This window comes from Aminobacter ciceronei (genome assembly GCF_014138625.1).
GTDB lineage: Bacteria > Pseudomonadota > Alphaproteobacteria > Rhizobiales > Rhizobiaceae > Aminobacter > Aminobacter ciceronei.
In genome coordinates, this window is the sequence record NZ_JACJHY010000005.1 from 71,757 (window position 1) to 84,816 (window position 13,060).

Annotated in this window: 20 protein-coding genes; 5 read left to right on the top strand and 15 right to left on the bottom strand. The window is 63.7% G+C overall.

Annotated elements, in window-relative coordinates; genetic code table 11:
- Positions 1-4 precede the first annotated feature (4 nt).
- Positions 5-1,474 carry a serine hydrolase gene (locus HNQ95_RS07075; protein WP_210283727.1) on the bottom strand — a complete coding sequence of 490 codons (1,470 nt, stop codon included), beginning with the start codon at positions 1,472-1,474 and terminating at the stop codon, positions 5-7.
- 312 nt (positions 1,475-1,786) lie between these two features.
- Between HNQ95_RS07075 and HNQ95_RS07080 the strand changes: the two genes are divergently transcribed.
- Complete coding sequence (locus HNQ95_RS07080) at positions 1,787-2,257, top strand: nucleoside deaminase (RefSeq protein WP_182573748.1); 471 nt, start codon at positions 1,787-1,789, stop codon at positions 2,255-2,257.
- Between the two features lie 233 nt (positions 2,258-2,490).
- On the opposite strand, the gene HNQ95_RS07085 is transcribed toward HNQ95_RS07080, so the two are convergent.
- Entirely contained in the window at positions 2,491-3,834 is a 1,344-nt protein-coding gene (locus tag HNQ95_RS07085; protein ID WP_210289151.1) for a serine hydrolase, read from the bottom strand.
- Here HNQ95_RS07085 and HNQ95_RS07090 point away from each other — a divergent pair.
- A complete protein-coding gene (locus HNQ95_RS07090; protein WP_182585776.1) occupies positions 3,812-4,099 on the top strand; it encodes a hypothetical protein in 288 nt (95 codons plus the stop codon). The genes HNQ95_RS07085 and HNQ95_RS07090 overlap by 23 nt on opposite strands.
- Before the next feature lie 26 nt (positions 4,100-4,125).
- On the opposite strand, the gene HNQ95_RS07095 is transcribed toward HNQ95_RS07090, so the two are convergent.
- The 7 genes from HNQ95_RS07095 to HNQ95_RS07125 all read right to left on the bottom strand — a co-directional run bounded on the left by HNQ95_RS07095 (position 4,126) and on the right by HNQ95_RS07125 (position 9,349).
- The gene (locus tag HNQ95_RS07095; RefSeq protein WP_182573749.1) at positions 4,126-5,325 is read right to left on the bottom strand and encodes a serine hydrolase domain-containing protein; all 1,200 of its coding nucleotides are present in this window, start codon (positions 5,323-5,325) and stop codon (positions 4,126-4,128) included.
- Positions 5,326-5,444: 119 nt separating this feature from the next.
- Positions 5,445-5,879: a GFA family protein gene (locus HNQ95_RS07100; protein ID WP_182573750.1), complete on the bottom strand. Its 435-nt coding sequence runs from the start codon at positions 5,877-5,879 to the stop codon at positions 5,445-5,447.
- Between the two features lie 137 nt (positions 5,880-6,016).
- On the bottom strand, positions 6,017-6,733 hold the full coding sequence (locus HNQ95_RS07105) for a helix-turn-helix transcriptional regulator (protein ID WP_067957091.1): 717 nt from the start codon (positions 6,731-6,733) through the stop codon (positions 6,017-6,019).
- A gap of 171 nt (positions 6,734-6,904) precedes the next feature.
- The gene (locus HNQ95_RS07110; RefSeq protein ID WP_182573751.1) at positions 6,905-7,516 is read right to left on the bottom strand and encodes a DJ-1/PfpI family protein; all 612 of its coding nucleotides are present in this window, start codon (positions 7,514-7,516) and stop codon (positions 6,905-6,907) included.
- A 25-nt stretch (positions 7,517-7,541) separates the two neighbouring features.
- Complete coding sequence (locus tag HNQ95_RS07115; RefSeq protein WP_182573752.1) at positions 7,542-7,715, bottom strand: hypothetical protein; 174 nt, start codon at positions 7,713-7,715, stop codon at positions 7,542-7,544.
- A gap of 95 nt (positions 7,716-7,810) precedes the next feature.
- Positions 7,811-8,596 (bottom strand): SDR family NAD(P)-dependent oxidoreductase, encoded by a 786-nt coding sequence (locus tag HNQ95_RS07120; RefSeq protein WP_182573753.1) that lies wholly within the window; start codon positions 8,594-8,596, stop codon positions 7,811-7,813.
- Positions 8,597-8,698: 102 nt separating this feature from the next.
- Positions 8,699-9,349, bottom strand: a complete 651-nt coding sequence (locus tag HNQ95_RS07125; RefSeq protein WP_182573754.1) for a glutathione S-transferase family protein — start codon at positions 9,347-9,349, stop codon at positions 8,699-8,701.
- 191 nt (positions 9,350-9,540) lie between these two features.
- Here HNQ95_RS07125 and HNQ95_RS07130 point away from each other — a divergent pair, with 191 nt between their 5' ends.
- Together HNQ95_RS07130 and HNQ95_RS07135 are read left to right on the top strand one after the other, a co-directional pair.
- Positions 9,541-9,762 carry a hypothetical protein gene (locus tag HNQ95_RS07130; RefSeq protein ID WP_067957102.1) on the top strand — a complete coding sequence of 74 codons (222 nt, stop codon included), beginning with the start codon at positions 9,541-9,543 and terminating at the stop codon, positions 9,760-9,762.
- 134 nt (positions 9,763-9,896) lie between these two features.
- Positions 9,897-10,376, top strand: coding sequence for a VOC family protein (locus tag HNQ95_RS07135; RefSeq protein WP_182573755.1), 480 nt, complete (start codon positions 9,897-9,899; stop codon positions 10,374-10,376).
- Positions 10,377-10,414: 38 nt separating this feature from the next.
- On the opposite strand, the gene HNQ95_RS07140 is transcribed toward HNQ95_RS07135, so the two are convergent.
- A complete protein-coding gene (locus tag HNQ95_RS07140) occupies positions 10,415-10,891 on the bottom strand; it encodes a GNAT family N-acetyltransferase (RefSeq protein WP_182573756.1) in 477 nt (158 codons plus the stop codon).
- Positions 10,888-11,289 carry a barstar family protein gene (locus HNQ95_RS07145; protein WP_182573757.1) on the bottom strand — a complete coding sequence of 134 codons (402 nt, stop codon included), beginning with the start codon at positions 11,287-11,289 and terminating at the stop codon, positions 10,888-10,890. Before HNQ95_RS07145 ends, HNQ95_RS07140 begins: the two co-directional genes overlap by 4 nt.
- Before the next feature lie 32 nt (positions 11,290-11,321).
- Here HNQ95_RS07145 and HNQ95_RS07150 point away from each other — a divergent pair, with 32 nt between their 5' ends.
- Positions 11,322-11,600, top strand: a complete 279-nt coding sequence (locus HNQ95_RS07150; RefSeq protein WP_208993685.1) for a hypothetical protein — start codon at positions 11,322-11,324, stop codon at positions 11,598-11,600.
- A 39-nt stretch (positions 11,601-11,639) separates the two neighbouring features.
- Here HNQ95_RS07150 and HNQ95_RS07155 read toward each other — a convergent pair whose 3' ends face one another.
- From HNQ95_RS07155 to HNQ95_RS07170, 4 genes are read right to left on the bottom strand one after another with little or no spacing between them, the layout of a single operon-like run.
- A complete protein-coding gene (locus HNQ95_RS07155) occupies positions 11,640-12,056 on the bottom strand; it encodes a DUF1801 domain-containing protein (protein WP_182573758.1) in 417 nt (138 codons plus the stop codon).
- Positions 12,056-12,280 (bottom strand): hypothetical protein, encoded by a 225-nt coding sequence (locus HNQ95_RS07160; RefSeq protein WP_246340613.1) that lies wholly within the window; start codon positions 12,278-12,280, stop codon positions 12,056-12,058. Before HNQ95_RS07160 ends, HNQ95_RS07155 begins: the two co-directional genes overlap by 1 nt.
- A gap of 29 nt (positions 12,281-12,309) precedes the next feature.
- Positions 12,310-12,720 carry an SRPBCC family protein gene (locus tag HNQ95_RS07165; RefSeq protein ID WP_182573760.1) on the bottom strand — a complete coding sequence of 137 codons (411 nt, stop codon included), beginning with the start codon at positions 12,718-12,720 and terminating at the stop codon, positions 12,310-12,312.
- Positions 12,717-13,040 (bottom strand): ArsR/SmtB family transcription factor, encoded by a 324-nt coding sequence (locus HNQ95_RS07170; RefSeq protein WP_154385710.1) that lies wholly within the window; start codon positions 13,038-13,040, stop codon positions 12,717-12,719. The genes HNQ95_RS07165 and HNQ95_RS07170 overlap by 4 nt, the downstream gene beginning before the upstream one ends.
- Positions 13,041-13,060: the final 20 nt, after the last annotated feature.

Genomic DNA, 13,060 nt, shown 5'->3' on the forward strand with positions numbered 1-13,060 from the left:
CAGGTCAGTCCGACAGCCGGGATGCCGGCATGTCGCGGCCGAAGCGGTGCAGGGTGAGGCCAGGTGATCGGTTCGATGCAGGGGCTGCGAAGGTGATGGCCGCCTCGACTTCCTTGTAGAAGAAGCGGTGCTCGCCTTCGGCGAACAGCCGCAGTTTCGGCTGGCCGCTGAACTGGGCGTAAAGTGCGTCGTCCTCGCGCAGGACGGTGAGAACCACGTCGGGGGCGAGTTGGTAACGGCCGACATAGGTGTCGAACAGGCTGGGATCAACGGCGGCCTCGCTGTGCCGTGGCTTGACCCTTGTCAGCGGGATCTCGCGATTGAGCAGATGAAGGCCGATGTCGCTGACGCCTGTGTTGGCGTTGGACAGGACGACGACACCTCTGCGCGAGCCGGGATGAAAGCCGATGAAGGCGCTGTAGCCGCCGGTGCCGCCATCGTGCCAGGCAATCTCGCCATTGCTGCTTTTGATGACGATCCAGCCGAGCGCCGCCGAGGTCTCCTGTCCGCCGATGGCCCGCCGTGTCGCCAGCGTGCCGGCCAGGGCAATGGTCAGCGGAGTCTTGTTCGTGCTGACCGTCACCTGCAGCAGGTCGAGCAGGTCGTTGGCGCTTGAATGCAATGCGCCGGCGCCGGCAAAAGCGGGCATCTCCCAGTTGGGCGCAATCTCCAGCATGTCGTTGTGGCCGGTGGCCAGGCGCTTGCCGAGGCGAGGTGGCAATTCGATCGCCGTGCTGCGCATGGCCAGCGGGCCGCTGATGCGGTCGTGGACGAGGGCCTCGAAGCTCTTGCCGGCGCGGTGGGCAAGAGCCTGCCCCAGCAGCGCTGAGCCCAGGTTTGAGTACTCATATTCTGTACCGATGTCGCGTGGCAGCTTGTAGCCTGACACGAAGGCATTCATTTCATCGACCGTGTAGTCGGCATAAGGATTGGTCTCATCGACCGGCTCGATGTTGTCGGGCATGCGCGGCAGGCCGGAGGTTTGCGTCGCGAGGTCAACGAGGGTGATCGCCTTGCCGCCCCGTTCCGGCACGGCGACGTTCATAGGCAAGTACTTGGCCACCGGGTCGGTCAGGGCGACTTCGCCGCGCGCTGCCATATCGGCCAGCAACAGCCCGGTAAATACCTTGGTCACCGAGCCGATCTCGAAGACGGTGTCGCCGTCGACTGGTCGCGGATCGAAGCCGCCGAGGTCGCCATGGGCAATGATGCTGCGCCCGTCCGGACCGATGGTGCCGACGACGATGCCGACACTTCGCCTTTGGACGTCGATCCGGTCGGCGAGGATGCGGCGGATCTCCGCACCGGTTGGCATCTGACCCGACCAGTCGCCGGCAACTGCGGACAAGACAATGGGCCTGTCTTGCTTGCGGTCGAGATAGAGCAGCCCGCCGGTCACGGCCGCTACGGTGAAAATGACGGTGGCTGCAGTCAGTGCACCTGAAAATGCGGAGGATATCCTGAGGCGTCTCATGGCGATGCTGTCTCTGGGCGCTTGTTCGGCGCGACTGGCAAATCAAACAGCACTGTCTGGTCCCGGCAGATTGCGAGAGCATTGCGGCGGCCGCGCTTGGCGCGGGTTGGCGGCTCGTTGAAGACGTCGCTTGCGTTTGCAGACGGCGCGTCGGTCGCTGCCGCTCCCTCGTTCTCGTCGGGCCAATCGTTGACGTCGCCGCCTTCAGATGAACTCCTCTTTCAACTGCCGGCTGGACAGCCGCCAAGCGCTCCGGGAAGATGTGGGCGCAAAGCGTTTGGGCGTGTGGTTGTGAATCCCAGGGAGGCGGCCATGAGCAGCGATACCGAATATCTACGTCTTGCCGTGAAGATCGCCGGGGAGAGCCGGGCCAGCGGCAACCATCCGTTCGGGGCGGTCCTTGTCGGGCCGGAGGGCGACGTGCTGCTTTCCTCCGGCAACACCTACGCGCAGGATCGCGGCGTTGGCCATGCAGAGGCGAATGTGGCCCGCGCGGCCGCTCAGCAATACCAACCGGCCTTTCTCGAACGATGCACCTTGGTGACCTCGATGGAGCCGTGCTGCATGTGCGCCGGGGCCTGTTACTGGGCTGGCATCGGCACCGTGGTTTATGGGCTGAGCGAAAAGCGGTTGGCCGAGCTCACCGGAGACAACCCGGAAAACCTGACGCTCGACCTCAGCTGCCATCAGGTGTTTGCCGCCGGACGGCGCCATGTCGCGGTACGTGGTCCATTCCCTGAGCTCGAAGACGAGATCGTCAACGACCATAAGGATTTCTGGTGACAGAGCACGTCAAGCCGGGTTGATGGAATAGTCAGCCTGATCACGTCATCGCCAATGCGATTGGTGGCAATCAGCACGAACTGCGCGCCGCCCGTTTGGCGTGACGGGTAGCCAAAACGACAGGCGCGCTGCGCCAAGTGGATCGGCGGCCACGCGCCGGAGGCGTTCCCGGCTCCCCGCCCCAAAGCGAAAGGCCCCGCGTCGACGGGGCCTGTTCTTTGCTCACGGGCAGGTCAGTCGGTCACGCGCGGGGCTGAAATGTGCTCGCCGAACTGATGCAAGGTCAGGCTTGGCGAGGGGCTGGCATCGGCTTGTGTGAAAGTGATCGCGGCCTCGACGTCCTTGTAGAAGAAGCGGTGTCCTCCCTCGGGGAAGAGACGGAACCTGGGTTGGTCGGTCAGCTGGGCAAACAGCTTGTCGCCATCGCGGGTGATGTCGAACACCATCTTCGGTGCCAGCTGATAGCGGCCGACATAACCGTCAAGCAGCTTCGGGTCGATGACGGCCTCGACCGGCTTCGGCTTCGGCTCGGAAAGCGGAATGTCCCGGTTGAGCAGGTGCATGCCGATATCGTTGACGTCGGCGTCGGAATTGGACAGCACGACGACACCCGTTCTGGAGGCCGGATGGAAGCCGAAGAAGCTGACGAAACCACCGGTGCCGCCGCTATGCCAGACGATGTCGCCCGATGAGCTTTCGGTGATCATCCAGGCGAGGCCGACCTGCGTGCCGTCGTTGACCGGCTTGCGCTTGACGCTCGCCGCGGCAACAGCGTCGCTGAGCGGCGACTTTTCAGTGCTCACCGCCATGGCCAGCAGGTTGAGCAGATCGTTGGCCGACGAGCGCAACGCGCCGGCACCGGCTATGGCCGGAAGATCCCAATTGGGAACAGGCTGCAGGTCGCCATTATGGCCGGTGGCCATGCGTCCGGCGAGTTCGGGCGAAAGCGTGATGGCCGTGCTCGACATGCCGAGCGGGTTGGTGATGCGCTGGGTCACCAGCGTCTCGTAGTCGACGCCGGCGCGGCGAGCCAGCGCATGGCCGAGCAGGCCGAAACCGGTGTTGGAATATTCGAAATCGGCACCGATGTCGCGCGGCAGCTGATAGCGCGACAGGAAGCGATAGAGCTGTTCGGTGGTGTAGGCGGCATAAGGATTGAGCGTGTCCGGCGGCTCCAGGTCGTCGGGCAGGCTCGGCAGGCTGGAGTGATGGGTGGCCAGGTCGGCAAGGGTGATCGACTTGCCGGCGCGCTCGGGCACGGTGACGCCTTCAGGCATGTATTTGGCAAGCGGGTCGTCGAGCCCGACTTCGCCACTGGCCACCATGTCGGCGAGCAGCAGGCCGGTGAAGCCCTTGGTGATCGAACCAATCTCGTAGACGGTGTTGCCGTCGACCTTGCGCGGATCGTTGGCGCCAAACTTGCCATGGGCAACGATGCTGCGGCCATGCGGCCCGATCGTGCCAACGACGATGCCGACGCTTTCGCGCCTTATGTCGATACGCTCGGCAAGGATCTTGGCGATCTCCTTGTCGGCGGGGAAGGAACTGGACGGCATGCTGGCCGAGGCTTTGGTCACGGCAAATGGTCCTTCGATCTGGCGGTCAAGGGAAAGCAGGCCGGTCAAGAATGTGGCGACGGACAGGATTGCGGTGGCGGCAGCAATGGCGCGTGAGCGCATAAAGGATTTTCTTGCGGATTTCATCGGCTTGCTTTTCGAACTGGCGTTGTCGCTTGGGAACTGGTGCCCATCTGGCAGGATGAGATTGCAAGAGCATTGCGGGGGCATGCCTTGTCCGATGAGCAAAAAAGACCGCGCCTGGGAGCGGAGCCTTTTTCGTTGACGCCAATGCTGGAGGTCAGAGGCTGGTCAACCGGGAATGGGGCCATTGGCGGGCAGGACGAGCGACCTGAGCACCTGCACGCCGATGTCCTCGATGCCGACATTGGTGTTGGACAGGATGACGACGCCGACCTTCGTTCGGGGGTGGAAGGCGATGAACGAGCTGAAGCCGCCGGTGCCGCCATTGTGCCAGATGACCTCGCCGGTGGCGTTCGTGGTCACGACCCAGCCAAGGGCGGTGGCTCCGCCGTCGGTGATCTGTCTGCGTGTCGCGAGCGTTGTGGCAAGCGTCTTGGAAAGCCGCACGGCCCGGGGTGTCTGGCGCTGGCCAAGCGCCATTTCGAGGAAGACCAGAAGGTCGTTGACCGACGAGCGCAGCGCGCCCGCGCCGGCGAGCGTGGGGAGGTCCCAGTTGGGAACGCCGGCCAGCGCGCTGTCATGTCCGCGCGCCATGCGTTTCGCGAGGTCGTGGGTGAGCGTGATTGCGGTGCTGGACATTCCGAGCGGGTCGGTGATGCGCTGCCTCACAAGCGTTGCGTAGTCGACGCCGGCGCGGCGGGCGAGCGCATGGCCGAGCAGGCCGAAGCCGAGATTGGAATATTCGTACTCGACGCCGATCCTGCGCGGCAGGATGTAGCCCGACAGGAAGGCGTAGAGTTGTTGGGTGGTATAGTCGGCATAAGGATTGGCCTCATCGGCTGGCGCCAGATTGTCGGGCAGCCGCGGCAGCCCCGACATGTGGGTGGCAAGGTCGGTGAACGAGATCGTCTTGCCGTCGCGTCCGGGCATTGTGACGTCTTCGGGCAGGTATCTGGCAACAGGGTCGTTCAGGGCAACTTCGCCACGCTCGGCCATGTCGGCAAGCAGCATGGCGGTGAACACCTTGGTGATGGATCCGATCTCGAACAGCGTGTCGCCATCGACGGGACGTGGATCGGCGATGCCGAACCTGCCATGCGACACCACGCTGCGGCCCTTGGGGCTGACGATGCCGACGACGATGCCGACGCCTTGCTTGTGTTCGTCGATACGCTCGGCAAGCAGCGCGCGAACCTTGGCGCCTGCCGGGATGCTGCCAGCGGCATTCGCCGTCGAGGTGACCAAGGGGCGCTCGATCAGGCGGTCGAGATAGAGCAGGCCGCTCGAAAAGGCGGCGATCGTCAGGATCGCGGCGGTGGCTGTCATTACGCCCTGGAGCGCCGTCTTCTTCTTGGCTGGGCCAGTCATTTGCACATGTCTCGTAAATCATCCGGGACCGCTTGGTGGCTGGTCCGGGTTGCGAGAGCATTGCGTGTGGCGGACCGTCTCGCGGAGACGGTCCGGAACGCGCCAAAAGTCGAGCCGGCTTATGTGCTGGCGATGAATTTCAGGATGCCGGCAATGCCCGAGCCCGTGGTGCCGTCCTTGCGGTCGGACGGATGGTTGATGCCGTCCATGACCGGGACCTCGATGAAGTCGAACGGGCTGATGCCCTGAAGGACAGCGGCATTGACGCCAAACTGGTTGGGGTTCGAACGGCGCTGGTGATGGGTGTAGATGCCGCATTTCGAGCAGAAGTAGTGCTTCGCCGCCCGGGTGTTGAATTCGTAGGTGGTCAGAGCTTCCTGGCCGGCCAGGACATCGACGCCGCCGAGATCGGCCGACAGTGCAACCGCGCCTCGCATCCGGCAATAGGAGCAGGTGCAGCGCCGAGCGCTGCGCAGGCCGTCCGACAGCCTGACGCGCAGGCACACCGTGCCGCAATGGCATGCGCCGTCGATTTCTCGGATATCCATGTCCATGTGCAGTCACCTCTTCCGCCTCGTATCCCGAACCTAGCGGCATGCAGGATGGTTGGGTATGGCTGCGGGGCACAAAAGAAAAGTCCCGGCGCGTTGCCGGGACAGTTTGGGAGGGGCGGGGAGGGAAACTGCGGTTGTCAGCCGCCGGAGCTGCGGTCGTGTGTGCCATAGGATTCGCTGCGTTCGACGCTGCGGTAGTAGTCGACAAGCAGCTTGCCGCGCTCGGGCTTGAAGCCGCGGCCGGCAGAAGTGACCGCCGAGATGCGGTCGATGCGGAAGGCGCGGAAGTCGTTGCGCATCTCGCACCAGGCGATCAGCGTCCAGACCTTGCCCCAGAACCATAGGCCGAGCGGGCGGACCTCGCGGGCAGAGCCGCGGCCGGCTTCGTCATTGTAGTCGAGCTTGAGCACCTGGCGCTTTTCGACGGCGCGCTCGATCAGGTCGATCGCCTCGCGGTCGGCGTCTGACACCACCCACATCGGCGTGTGGATCTCGGTGCGGGCGATGCGGTCCTTTTCCGAGTCGGGCAGGACCGCGCCGATCTTGACCAGCGCTTCGTCGGCGGCACGCGCCATGGCGGCGCCACCAAAGGCGCGGACCATGCGGGCGCCGGCAACCAATGCTACGATTTCGTCCCGTGTGAACATCAGCGGCGGAAGGTCGAAACCCTCCCTCATCATATAGCCCACCCCGGCCTCGCCATCGATCGGCACACCCGTCGATTGCAGGTCGGCGATGTCGCGATAGATCGTGCGCTCGGAAACCTCGAGCCACGCGCCCAGCTTGTGCGCGGTCACCAGGCGGCCGCCGCGGAGATGCTGTACGATCTGGAACAGCCTGTCGGCGCGTCTCATCGATTACCCCTCAAGTCTCGCGCTGTTCTTGGCCAAGTGGGGGCGCCTGGCGTCGATGACAATGCGCGTCGTCAAAATCTCAGTCCGGAATGTCGCCAAGCGCCTGGCACAGGGCGACCGATATGCGAACCGTTCATCCTATCATCGCACAAGGCTCCTGACAGCGTATTGTCAGGAGCCGTCACCATGTCCGTGCGCTGCCCCGGCATGCTCGCGGGCAAACATGGCGCGCATCTCGCCGATCTGGCCGACGAGTTCGGGGTAGAGCATCTCGAGGAAGGCGGCGGCGAAGGTGCCGGGCGCGGAGCCGGGGGCGGAGACAATGTTGCTGTCGGCGACGGCGTGCGGCACGTCCTGGTAGCCCTGAGCGCCGGCGTAGGCAGGCTCATGCCCGAGGATCCAGTCGCGGCCGTTGCTGGTGTGGGAGACACCGTCGAACAGGCCGGCACGGGCGAGCGCAAGGGTGCCGGCGCAGATGCCGCCGACGACGCCGCCGCGCCCGGCGACAGCCTTCAGCAGTGGCGAGACATCAGGCGCTTCCTTCGACGCCCAGCGATCCGAGCCGATGACGGCGACAGCGTCGAGATCCATGTTTTCCGCGGGGTTGGCGCCGCGTGTCGGCGACAGGCTGAAGCCGGCGATCGAGGTCAGCGGTGCCTCGTGCGGCGAAATCGCGATCGCGCGCGCGCCGAACCACTCGGCCGCCGAAGCGGCCAGAAGGCCATACTCCCAGTCGGCATAACCTTCGATGAACAGGACACCGATCGTCTTGGCTGTGGTCATGGGCGTGTCCCCTCTGTCGGGTGTGTCAATTGCGGTCGGTACGGCGGGCGTCGAAACGGTCGGGCCAGCCGATATCCTTGCGGATGCTTGTCGGCAGAGAATTCATGAGGCGCTCGGTGCGGATCTCATTGTGCATGGTCCTGACCTTGCCAGCATAATGCCTGATGGTGCGAAAGATGACAGGCGTAAACGTGTTCATGGCGGGTCCTCCTTATCTTGTACGGGAGGAGTATCGCACACCCCTCCTGACAGCAGTCTGTCAGGAGCACGCGGTCGTCCGCGACTATGTTTCCGTCAGGCTTTGGCAGCAACCGTGCCGTTGAGCGCGAGGCGCCCGCCATCGGCGAAAATCGTCTGCCCGGTGATGTAGGAAGCATCGTCGGAAGCGAGGAAAGCGGCGATGGAAGCGATCTCTTCAGGTTCGCCGATGCGGCCGAGCGGGGTGCGCGACAGGATGCGGGCCTTGGCCACCGGATCGGCCTTGGCACGGGCCAGCATGTCGGTCGAGATCGAGCCGGGGCCGATGGCGTTGACGCGGATGCCATAGGGCGCGAGGCCGAGCGCCATCACCGTCGTCAGCTGGCCGACACCGCCCTTGGACACGGCATAGGGCACCTGGTCGGGATGGGCGACGACCGAATTGATCGACGACATGTTGATGATCGTGCCCGCGGGCCCGCCTGCCTTGACCCTGTCGGCCATGATGCGGGCGACGGCCTGGCCGGCTAGAAAAGCACCCTTGAGATTGACCCTCAGCACGCGGTCGAAATCGTCTTCGGCAAGGTCGAGGAAACTGACCTGGTGGTCGATGCCGGCATTGTTGACCAGCACGTCGATGTCGCCGAAGGCGTCGATGGTCGAAGCGACGAGATTGTGGACGTCGAGGCGCTTGCCGACATCGGCGCGAACGAACCGCGCCTCGCCGAGCTTTTCCAGATCGCGCTCTGCGGCATTGCCCTCTTCCTGGTCGATGTCGGCGATGACGACACGCGCGCCCTCGCGCAGGAAGCGCTCGGCGATGGCATGGCCGATGCCCCTGGCGCCGCCGGTGATGATCGCCGTCTTGCCGTCGAGCTTCATTGTCCGCTCCTGCCCTTGTCGCCGGAAAGGCGAATCCAGTGGCGGACACTGGCGGGAAGGCCGGGCGCGGTCAACGGGGATGGGTGACGACCGCCGTCCTGCTCAGCCGCCCGATGCGGCGATGAAGACCGCCAACTGAGCGTCGAAGGCGCGCTCGTATGCGGGGCGGGCCTGGCCGCGGGCGACATAGGCGGCGAGGTTTGGATAATCCTCGACGATGCCGTCCCCCTCCAGCCGGCGCAGCACCATGACCATCATGAGGTCGCCGGCGCTGAACGCGCCGTCGAGCCACTCGGCTTCGCCAAGCCTGTCGGAAAGCTGGTCCATCCGGACACGGATGCGATCCTTGAGCATGGGGATGCGTTCTTCGAGCCAGGGCTTGTCGCCTTCCAGGAAAGGCGCCTGTTCGAGCTCGACGATCGGTGGCTCGACAGTGTTCAGCGCGGCGAACATCCAGGTGATGGCGCGCGCCCGGGCGTTGGCTTCGCTGGGCAGCAGCCCGGCATGGCGCTCGGCGATGTGGAAGATGATCGAGCCCGACTCGAACAGGACGAGGTCGCCTTCCTCATATGTCGGGATCTGCCCGAAGGGATGACGCGCCAGATGCGCCGGCTGCTTCATCGCCTTGAACGACACCAGACGGACGTCGTAAGGCTGGCCCACCTCCTCGAGCGCCCAGCGCACGCGCATGTCGCGCGCCAGGCCCATGCCCTGGTCGGGCGAGGCCTCAAAAGCGGTGATGGTGGGGATCATCGGCAGGCTCCGGGTTGGTGCATATCCTTGCTTGGTGCCTCCAGAGGACGAATGGCAGGCAGGGTTTCCGACAGGCGCCCGAAATTTCTTCGACAGACGTGGCAAGTTTCACAATGAAATCAGTAATGTATTTCCCGTATTCCGTTTCGACCATCCAGCACGGCTAGTCAGCCAACACCAAAGGCGCCCTTGTGACCGATGACAGGCCTGCCGCTCTGCCAAGCGGTGAAGGCGCCAAGGAGTTCGATGCCGCTGCGTGGGTGGGTGAGCCGGACAACCGAACCAACGATGAATTCATGGTGGCACGCGCCAAAGTCACGTTCTGGATGTTTGTTCTTATGACATGTGGGTTGGCTATTTACGTCACTGCACGGCTGGCCCTTCGAATTGTAGAGCTTCTGTACCAAGCTTGACAAAAGCCAGCCTCCAAGCTGTCGATTGGCAGGCCACGCAATCTTGCCAGTGGGCTGGACAATGGCCGCCGCGCCCCTATGTCGGAAGGGCGGGAAGGTTACGCCGAACTGGCCACATGCGAGAGGAGCGCACAATGCCAACTGCCAAGAACACGATCTGCCTGTGGTACGACAAGGATGCGGAGGCCGCGGCCCGATTCTACGCTACCGTGTTTCCCGACAGCAAGGTTACGGCCGTGCATCGCGCGCCGGGCGACTATCCCTCGGGCAAGGAGGGCGACGTGCTGACGGTCGAATTCACCGTCGCCGGCATTCCCTGCATCGGCCTCAATGGCGGCCCTGTCTTTACCCACGACGAGGCTTTCTCGTTCCAGATCGCCACCGACGACCAGGAAGAGACCGACCGCTACTGGAACGCCATCGTCGACAATGGCGGCCAGGAAAGTGCCTGCGGCTGGTGCAAGGACAAATGGGGCCTCAACTGGCAGATCACGCCGCGCGTGCTGACCGATGCCATGGCCGCCGGCGGCGCTGAAGCCAAGCGCGCCTTCGCGGCGATGATGGACATGAAGAAGATCGACGTCGCCGCGATAGAGGCGGCGCGGCGGGGGTGATGCTGACGCAGTAGGGTTTGTCCAACCGGCAAGGCAGGTTAGCAAAGGTCCTTTTCCAGCCGGACGGCTGATGCCAGATCCGTCTGCACGGATGCGGCAAAGCGGAAGCCTGATGTCTCGTAGAACGGGCGCGCCCGTTCGCCGGCCGCGACCTCGAGCGTTTGCGCGCCGAGCGTTTTGGCGCGTCTTTCGGCTTCGGCGACAAGCCGGGTGCCGATGCCCTTGCGCCATGCTTCCGGTGCGATGAAGAGATCCTCCAGCTCGGCCCGAGCGGCGTCGTCGCCCGGAAGAACCGTCACGAAACCGACGATCTCCCCGGCCAGTTCGGCGATGGCGACATACGGCAGGTGCGCAGCCGGAACCTCCCTTGCCCCCGGCATCGCAAGCAGCGCCTCGACATGGTCTCCCCAGGCCAGCGAAGAGCGCAGCTTGAGCGCGCCGAGGGCATCCCTGTCTTCGACGCGAGCGGGTCGAATACTGACGGTCGGTCCAAATCCCTCGGCCGGTGACATCATTCGAGCACCAGTTGGACGTCGTCCTCGGCCTCGTCTCCATCCGGGCCATGGCACCGAATGATCTCGACCAGCCAGTCGAAGACTGTCGGGCCAATGCCGGCACGGGCATCGGCAAGCTTTTGCTTGACGTTGACCCTATTGGCTGGATGGCACTGTGCGAGCTGGAGCTCCAACTGGCGGGCCGTCTCCGGGTGCCCGAGGTTTAGCCTCGATTTCTCGGAATGCCTCCACCTCAGCGCAATCCGCTCAGGCGTCCCGAAGCCGCCTTTCAGGATGTCGTTGAACGCGTCGAGATTGCGGCCCCAGCGATGGCCGGGGATCAGCACACGGCTGATCTCGTCGTAGAATTCTTCCAGCGAGCCGATGCGGGAGCCGTCGATCGTGTATTCGGTGGTCACGCGGCTACCTCGAACTGTAGAGCGGTTATCGAATGGCCGACGCGGTCGATATGCTTGCTGACATGCAAGTTCCGGAGTTCGCAATGGCGGTTGAACGATCGAAACACTGGTTGATTGCGAGCGATGTCGCTGACCGGGACGGCATTGGCGTCGAACTTTATGTCAATGGCAATCTTGTAGTTGAGATTTTCCGCGACGACACCAAGAAAACACGTGAGGTAACACTCTACGAGAAAGATGTTCCCTTGGAATATGTTGAGGAAGCCATATCAAAGTTCAAGACAGAAACTCCATGGGAATTCCTGGATTGATGCAGCAGGTCGAGCAGGGCGTGTCTTTGCGTGCAAGCCTCACATCTTCTCGCCAGGCAAGGCACTTGCCTGCCTGACCCAGTCGGAGAACTGGGCTTCGTCGAAGCGTCTGTCCTCGTAGATGTCGAGATAACGCACGTCGGCCTGCTTGGAGGCGCCCGGCGGCAGCGGCACAAGCTGCGCGCCCTTGAAGAAGGCGACCTTGACGTATTTGCTCATGCAGTGGAAGCCGAGGAACCAGACGTCCTTCTCCATGCCGTAGAAGGGCGAGTTCCACTTCACCGCCTTGACCACGTCGGGGACCACTGCGGTGACGAGGGCGTCGATGCGGCGGCCGACATCCTGTTTCCAGCCGGGCATGGCGTCGATGTAGGACTGGAGGACGGCGTCGCCATAACCCTTCGCGATCTGTGGATTGCCGCCCGACAACAGCTTGGGTGCCGCGTCCCTGGCCATCAGGCATGGCCCTTTGCCGCCGGCAGCGTGTCCTGTCGACCGCTGAAATAGGGCGCGAAGAACATGTAGATGCCGGTCGGGATCAGCACGAAGAGCGGCGGCAGCGGCAGGTAGTAGTACCAATCGGGCAGGGTGGTGACGGCCATGCCGACAAAGATCGAGGCGACGACCAGGCTGAAGAGGAGCGAGGTCCAGCGATGGATGATGCGGATCACTGAGTTCATTTGCATTACTCCCTGAAATCGACGTCTGCTCAGTCGAGCTTCGAGACGACGTTGCCCAACTGGTCGAAGAAGCGCGGCCAGCCGACTGATGCACCCTGGAAGTAGGATTTCTGGGCGGTGGTGAAGCCGCGCTGCTCCATGCGCAGGCTGGTGCCCGCCGCGGTCGGCGCAAGCGTCCATGTGACGATGCTCCTGAGGTCCTTGGTGTCCCAGCGATAGGACAAAGCGCGGTGCTCCTCGACCGTCTCGACCTCGCAATCGACCTGGCCCCAGTCGGCGGACAGTGTGAAGCGGCGGCCGGCGACAGGGATGAAGTCGTTGTTCATCAGCCATTCGGCGATGAGGTGCGGCTGGGTCAGCGCGCGCCAGAGCTTTTCCGGCGGATAGGGGAAATCGCGTTCGACCACGACCGAGCGCGTGGTTTCCATCGTTTCGGTCATTGGTCCATCCTCTTGAGTAAATTGTCGAGATCGTCGAAGCGGTCGTTCCAGAAGCCGGACATTTCGGACGTCCAGTCGATCAGCGTCCGCAGCGCATCGCGCTCGACGCTGTAATAGGTGTAGCGGCCCTGCTGCCGGTCGCGCACAAGTCCGGCCGTCTTCAGGATCTTCAGATGCTTGGAGACCACCGGCTGAGAGACACCGGCCTCGCCCAGCAGGCCGACAACGGTGGTATCGCCATTGCGGCAGAGACGCTCGAACAGCCCGCGGCGTGTCGGATCGGAAAGCGCGCGAAAGATCGCGTCCTGGGGTTCGGTCATGAGTCATACCCAAATGGCTA

Bases quoted from the DNA above. Each gene is read 5' to 3' on its own strand.
- HNQ95_RS07105 (WP_067957091.1), bottom strand. From the start codon at position 6,733: ATGAGACGCGCCGACAGGCTGTTCCAGATCGTACAGCATCTCCGCGGC.
- HNQ95_RS07080 (WP_182573748.1), top strand. From the start codon at position 1,787: ATGAGCAGCGATACCGAATATCTACGTCTTGCCGTGAAGATCGCCGGG.
- HNQ95_RS07135 (WP_182573755.1), top strand. From the start codon at position 9,897: ATGCCAACTGCCAAGAACACGATCTGCCTGTGGTACGACAAGGATGCG.
- HNQ95_RS07095 (WP_182573749.1), bottom strand. From the start codon at position 5,325: ATGACTGGCCCAGCCAAGAAGAAGACGGCGCTCCAGGGCGTAATGACA.
- HNQ95_RS07075 (WP_210283727.1), bottom strand. From the start codon at position 1,474: ATGAGACGCCTCAGGATATCCTCCGCATTTTCAGGTGCACTGACTGCA.
- HNQ95_RS07115 (WP_182573752.1), bottom strand. From the start codon at position 7,715: ATGAACACGTTTACGCCTGTCATCTTTCGCACCATCAGGCATTATGCT.
- HNQ95_RS07170 (WP_154385710.1), bottom strand. From the start codon at position 13,040: ATGACCGAACCCCAGGACGCGATCTTTCGCGCGCTTTCCGATCCGACA.
- HNQ95_RS07160 (WP_246340613.1), bottom strand. From the start codon at position 12,280: ATGAACTCAGTGATCCGCATCATCCATCGCTGGACCTCGCTCCTCTTC.
- HNQ95_RS07110 (WP_182573751.1), bottom strand. From the start codon at position 7,516: ATGACCACAGCCAAGACGATCGGTGTCCTGTTCATCGAAGGTTATGCC.
- HNQ95_RS07140 (WP_182573756.1), bottom strand. From the start codon at position 10,891: ATGATGTCACCGGCCGAGGGATTTGGACCGACCGTCAGTATTCGACCC.
- HNQ95_RS07155 (WP_182573758.1), bottom strand. From the start codon at position 12,056: ATGGCCAGGGACGCGGCACCCAAGCTGTTGTCGGGCGGCAATCCACAG.
- HNQ95_RS07150 (WP_208993685.1), top strand. From the start codon at position 11,322: ATGGCCGACGCGGTCGATATGCTTGCTGACATGCAAGTTCCGGAGTTC.
- HNQ95_RS07120 (WP_182573753.1), bottom strand. From the start codon at position 8,596: ATGAAGCTCGACGGCAAGACGGCGATCATCACCGGCGGCGCCAGGGGC.
- HNQ95_RS07125 (WP_182573754.1), bottom strand. From the start codon at position 9,349: ATGATCCCCACCATCACCGCTTTTGAGGCCTCGCCCGACCAGGGCATG.
- HNQ95_RS07165 (WP_182573760.1), bottom strand. From the start codon at position 12,720: ATGACCGAAACGATGGAAACCACGCGCTCGGTCGTGGTCGAACGCGAT.
- HNQ95_RS07090 (WP_182585776.1), top strand. From the start codon at position 3,812: ATGCTGGCCGAGGCTTTGGTCACGGCAAATGGTCCTTCGATCTGGCGG.
- HNQ95_RS07100 (WP_182573750.1), bottom strand. From the start codon at position 5,879: ATGGACATGGATATCCGAGAAATCGACGGCGCATGCCATTGCGGCACG.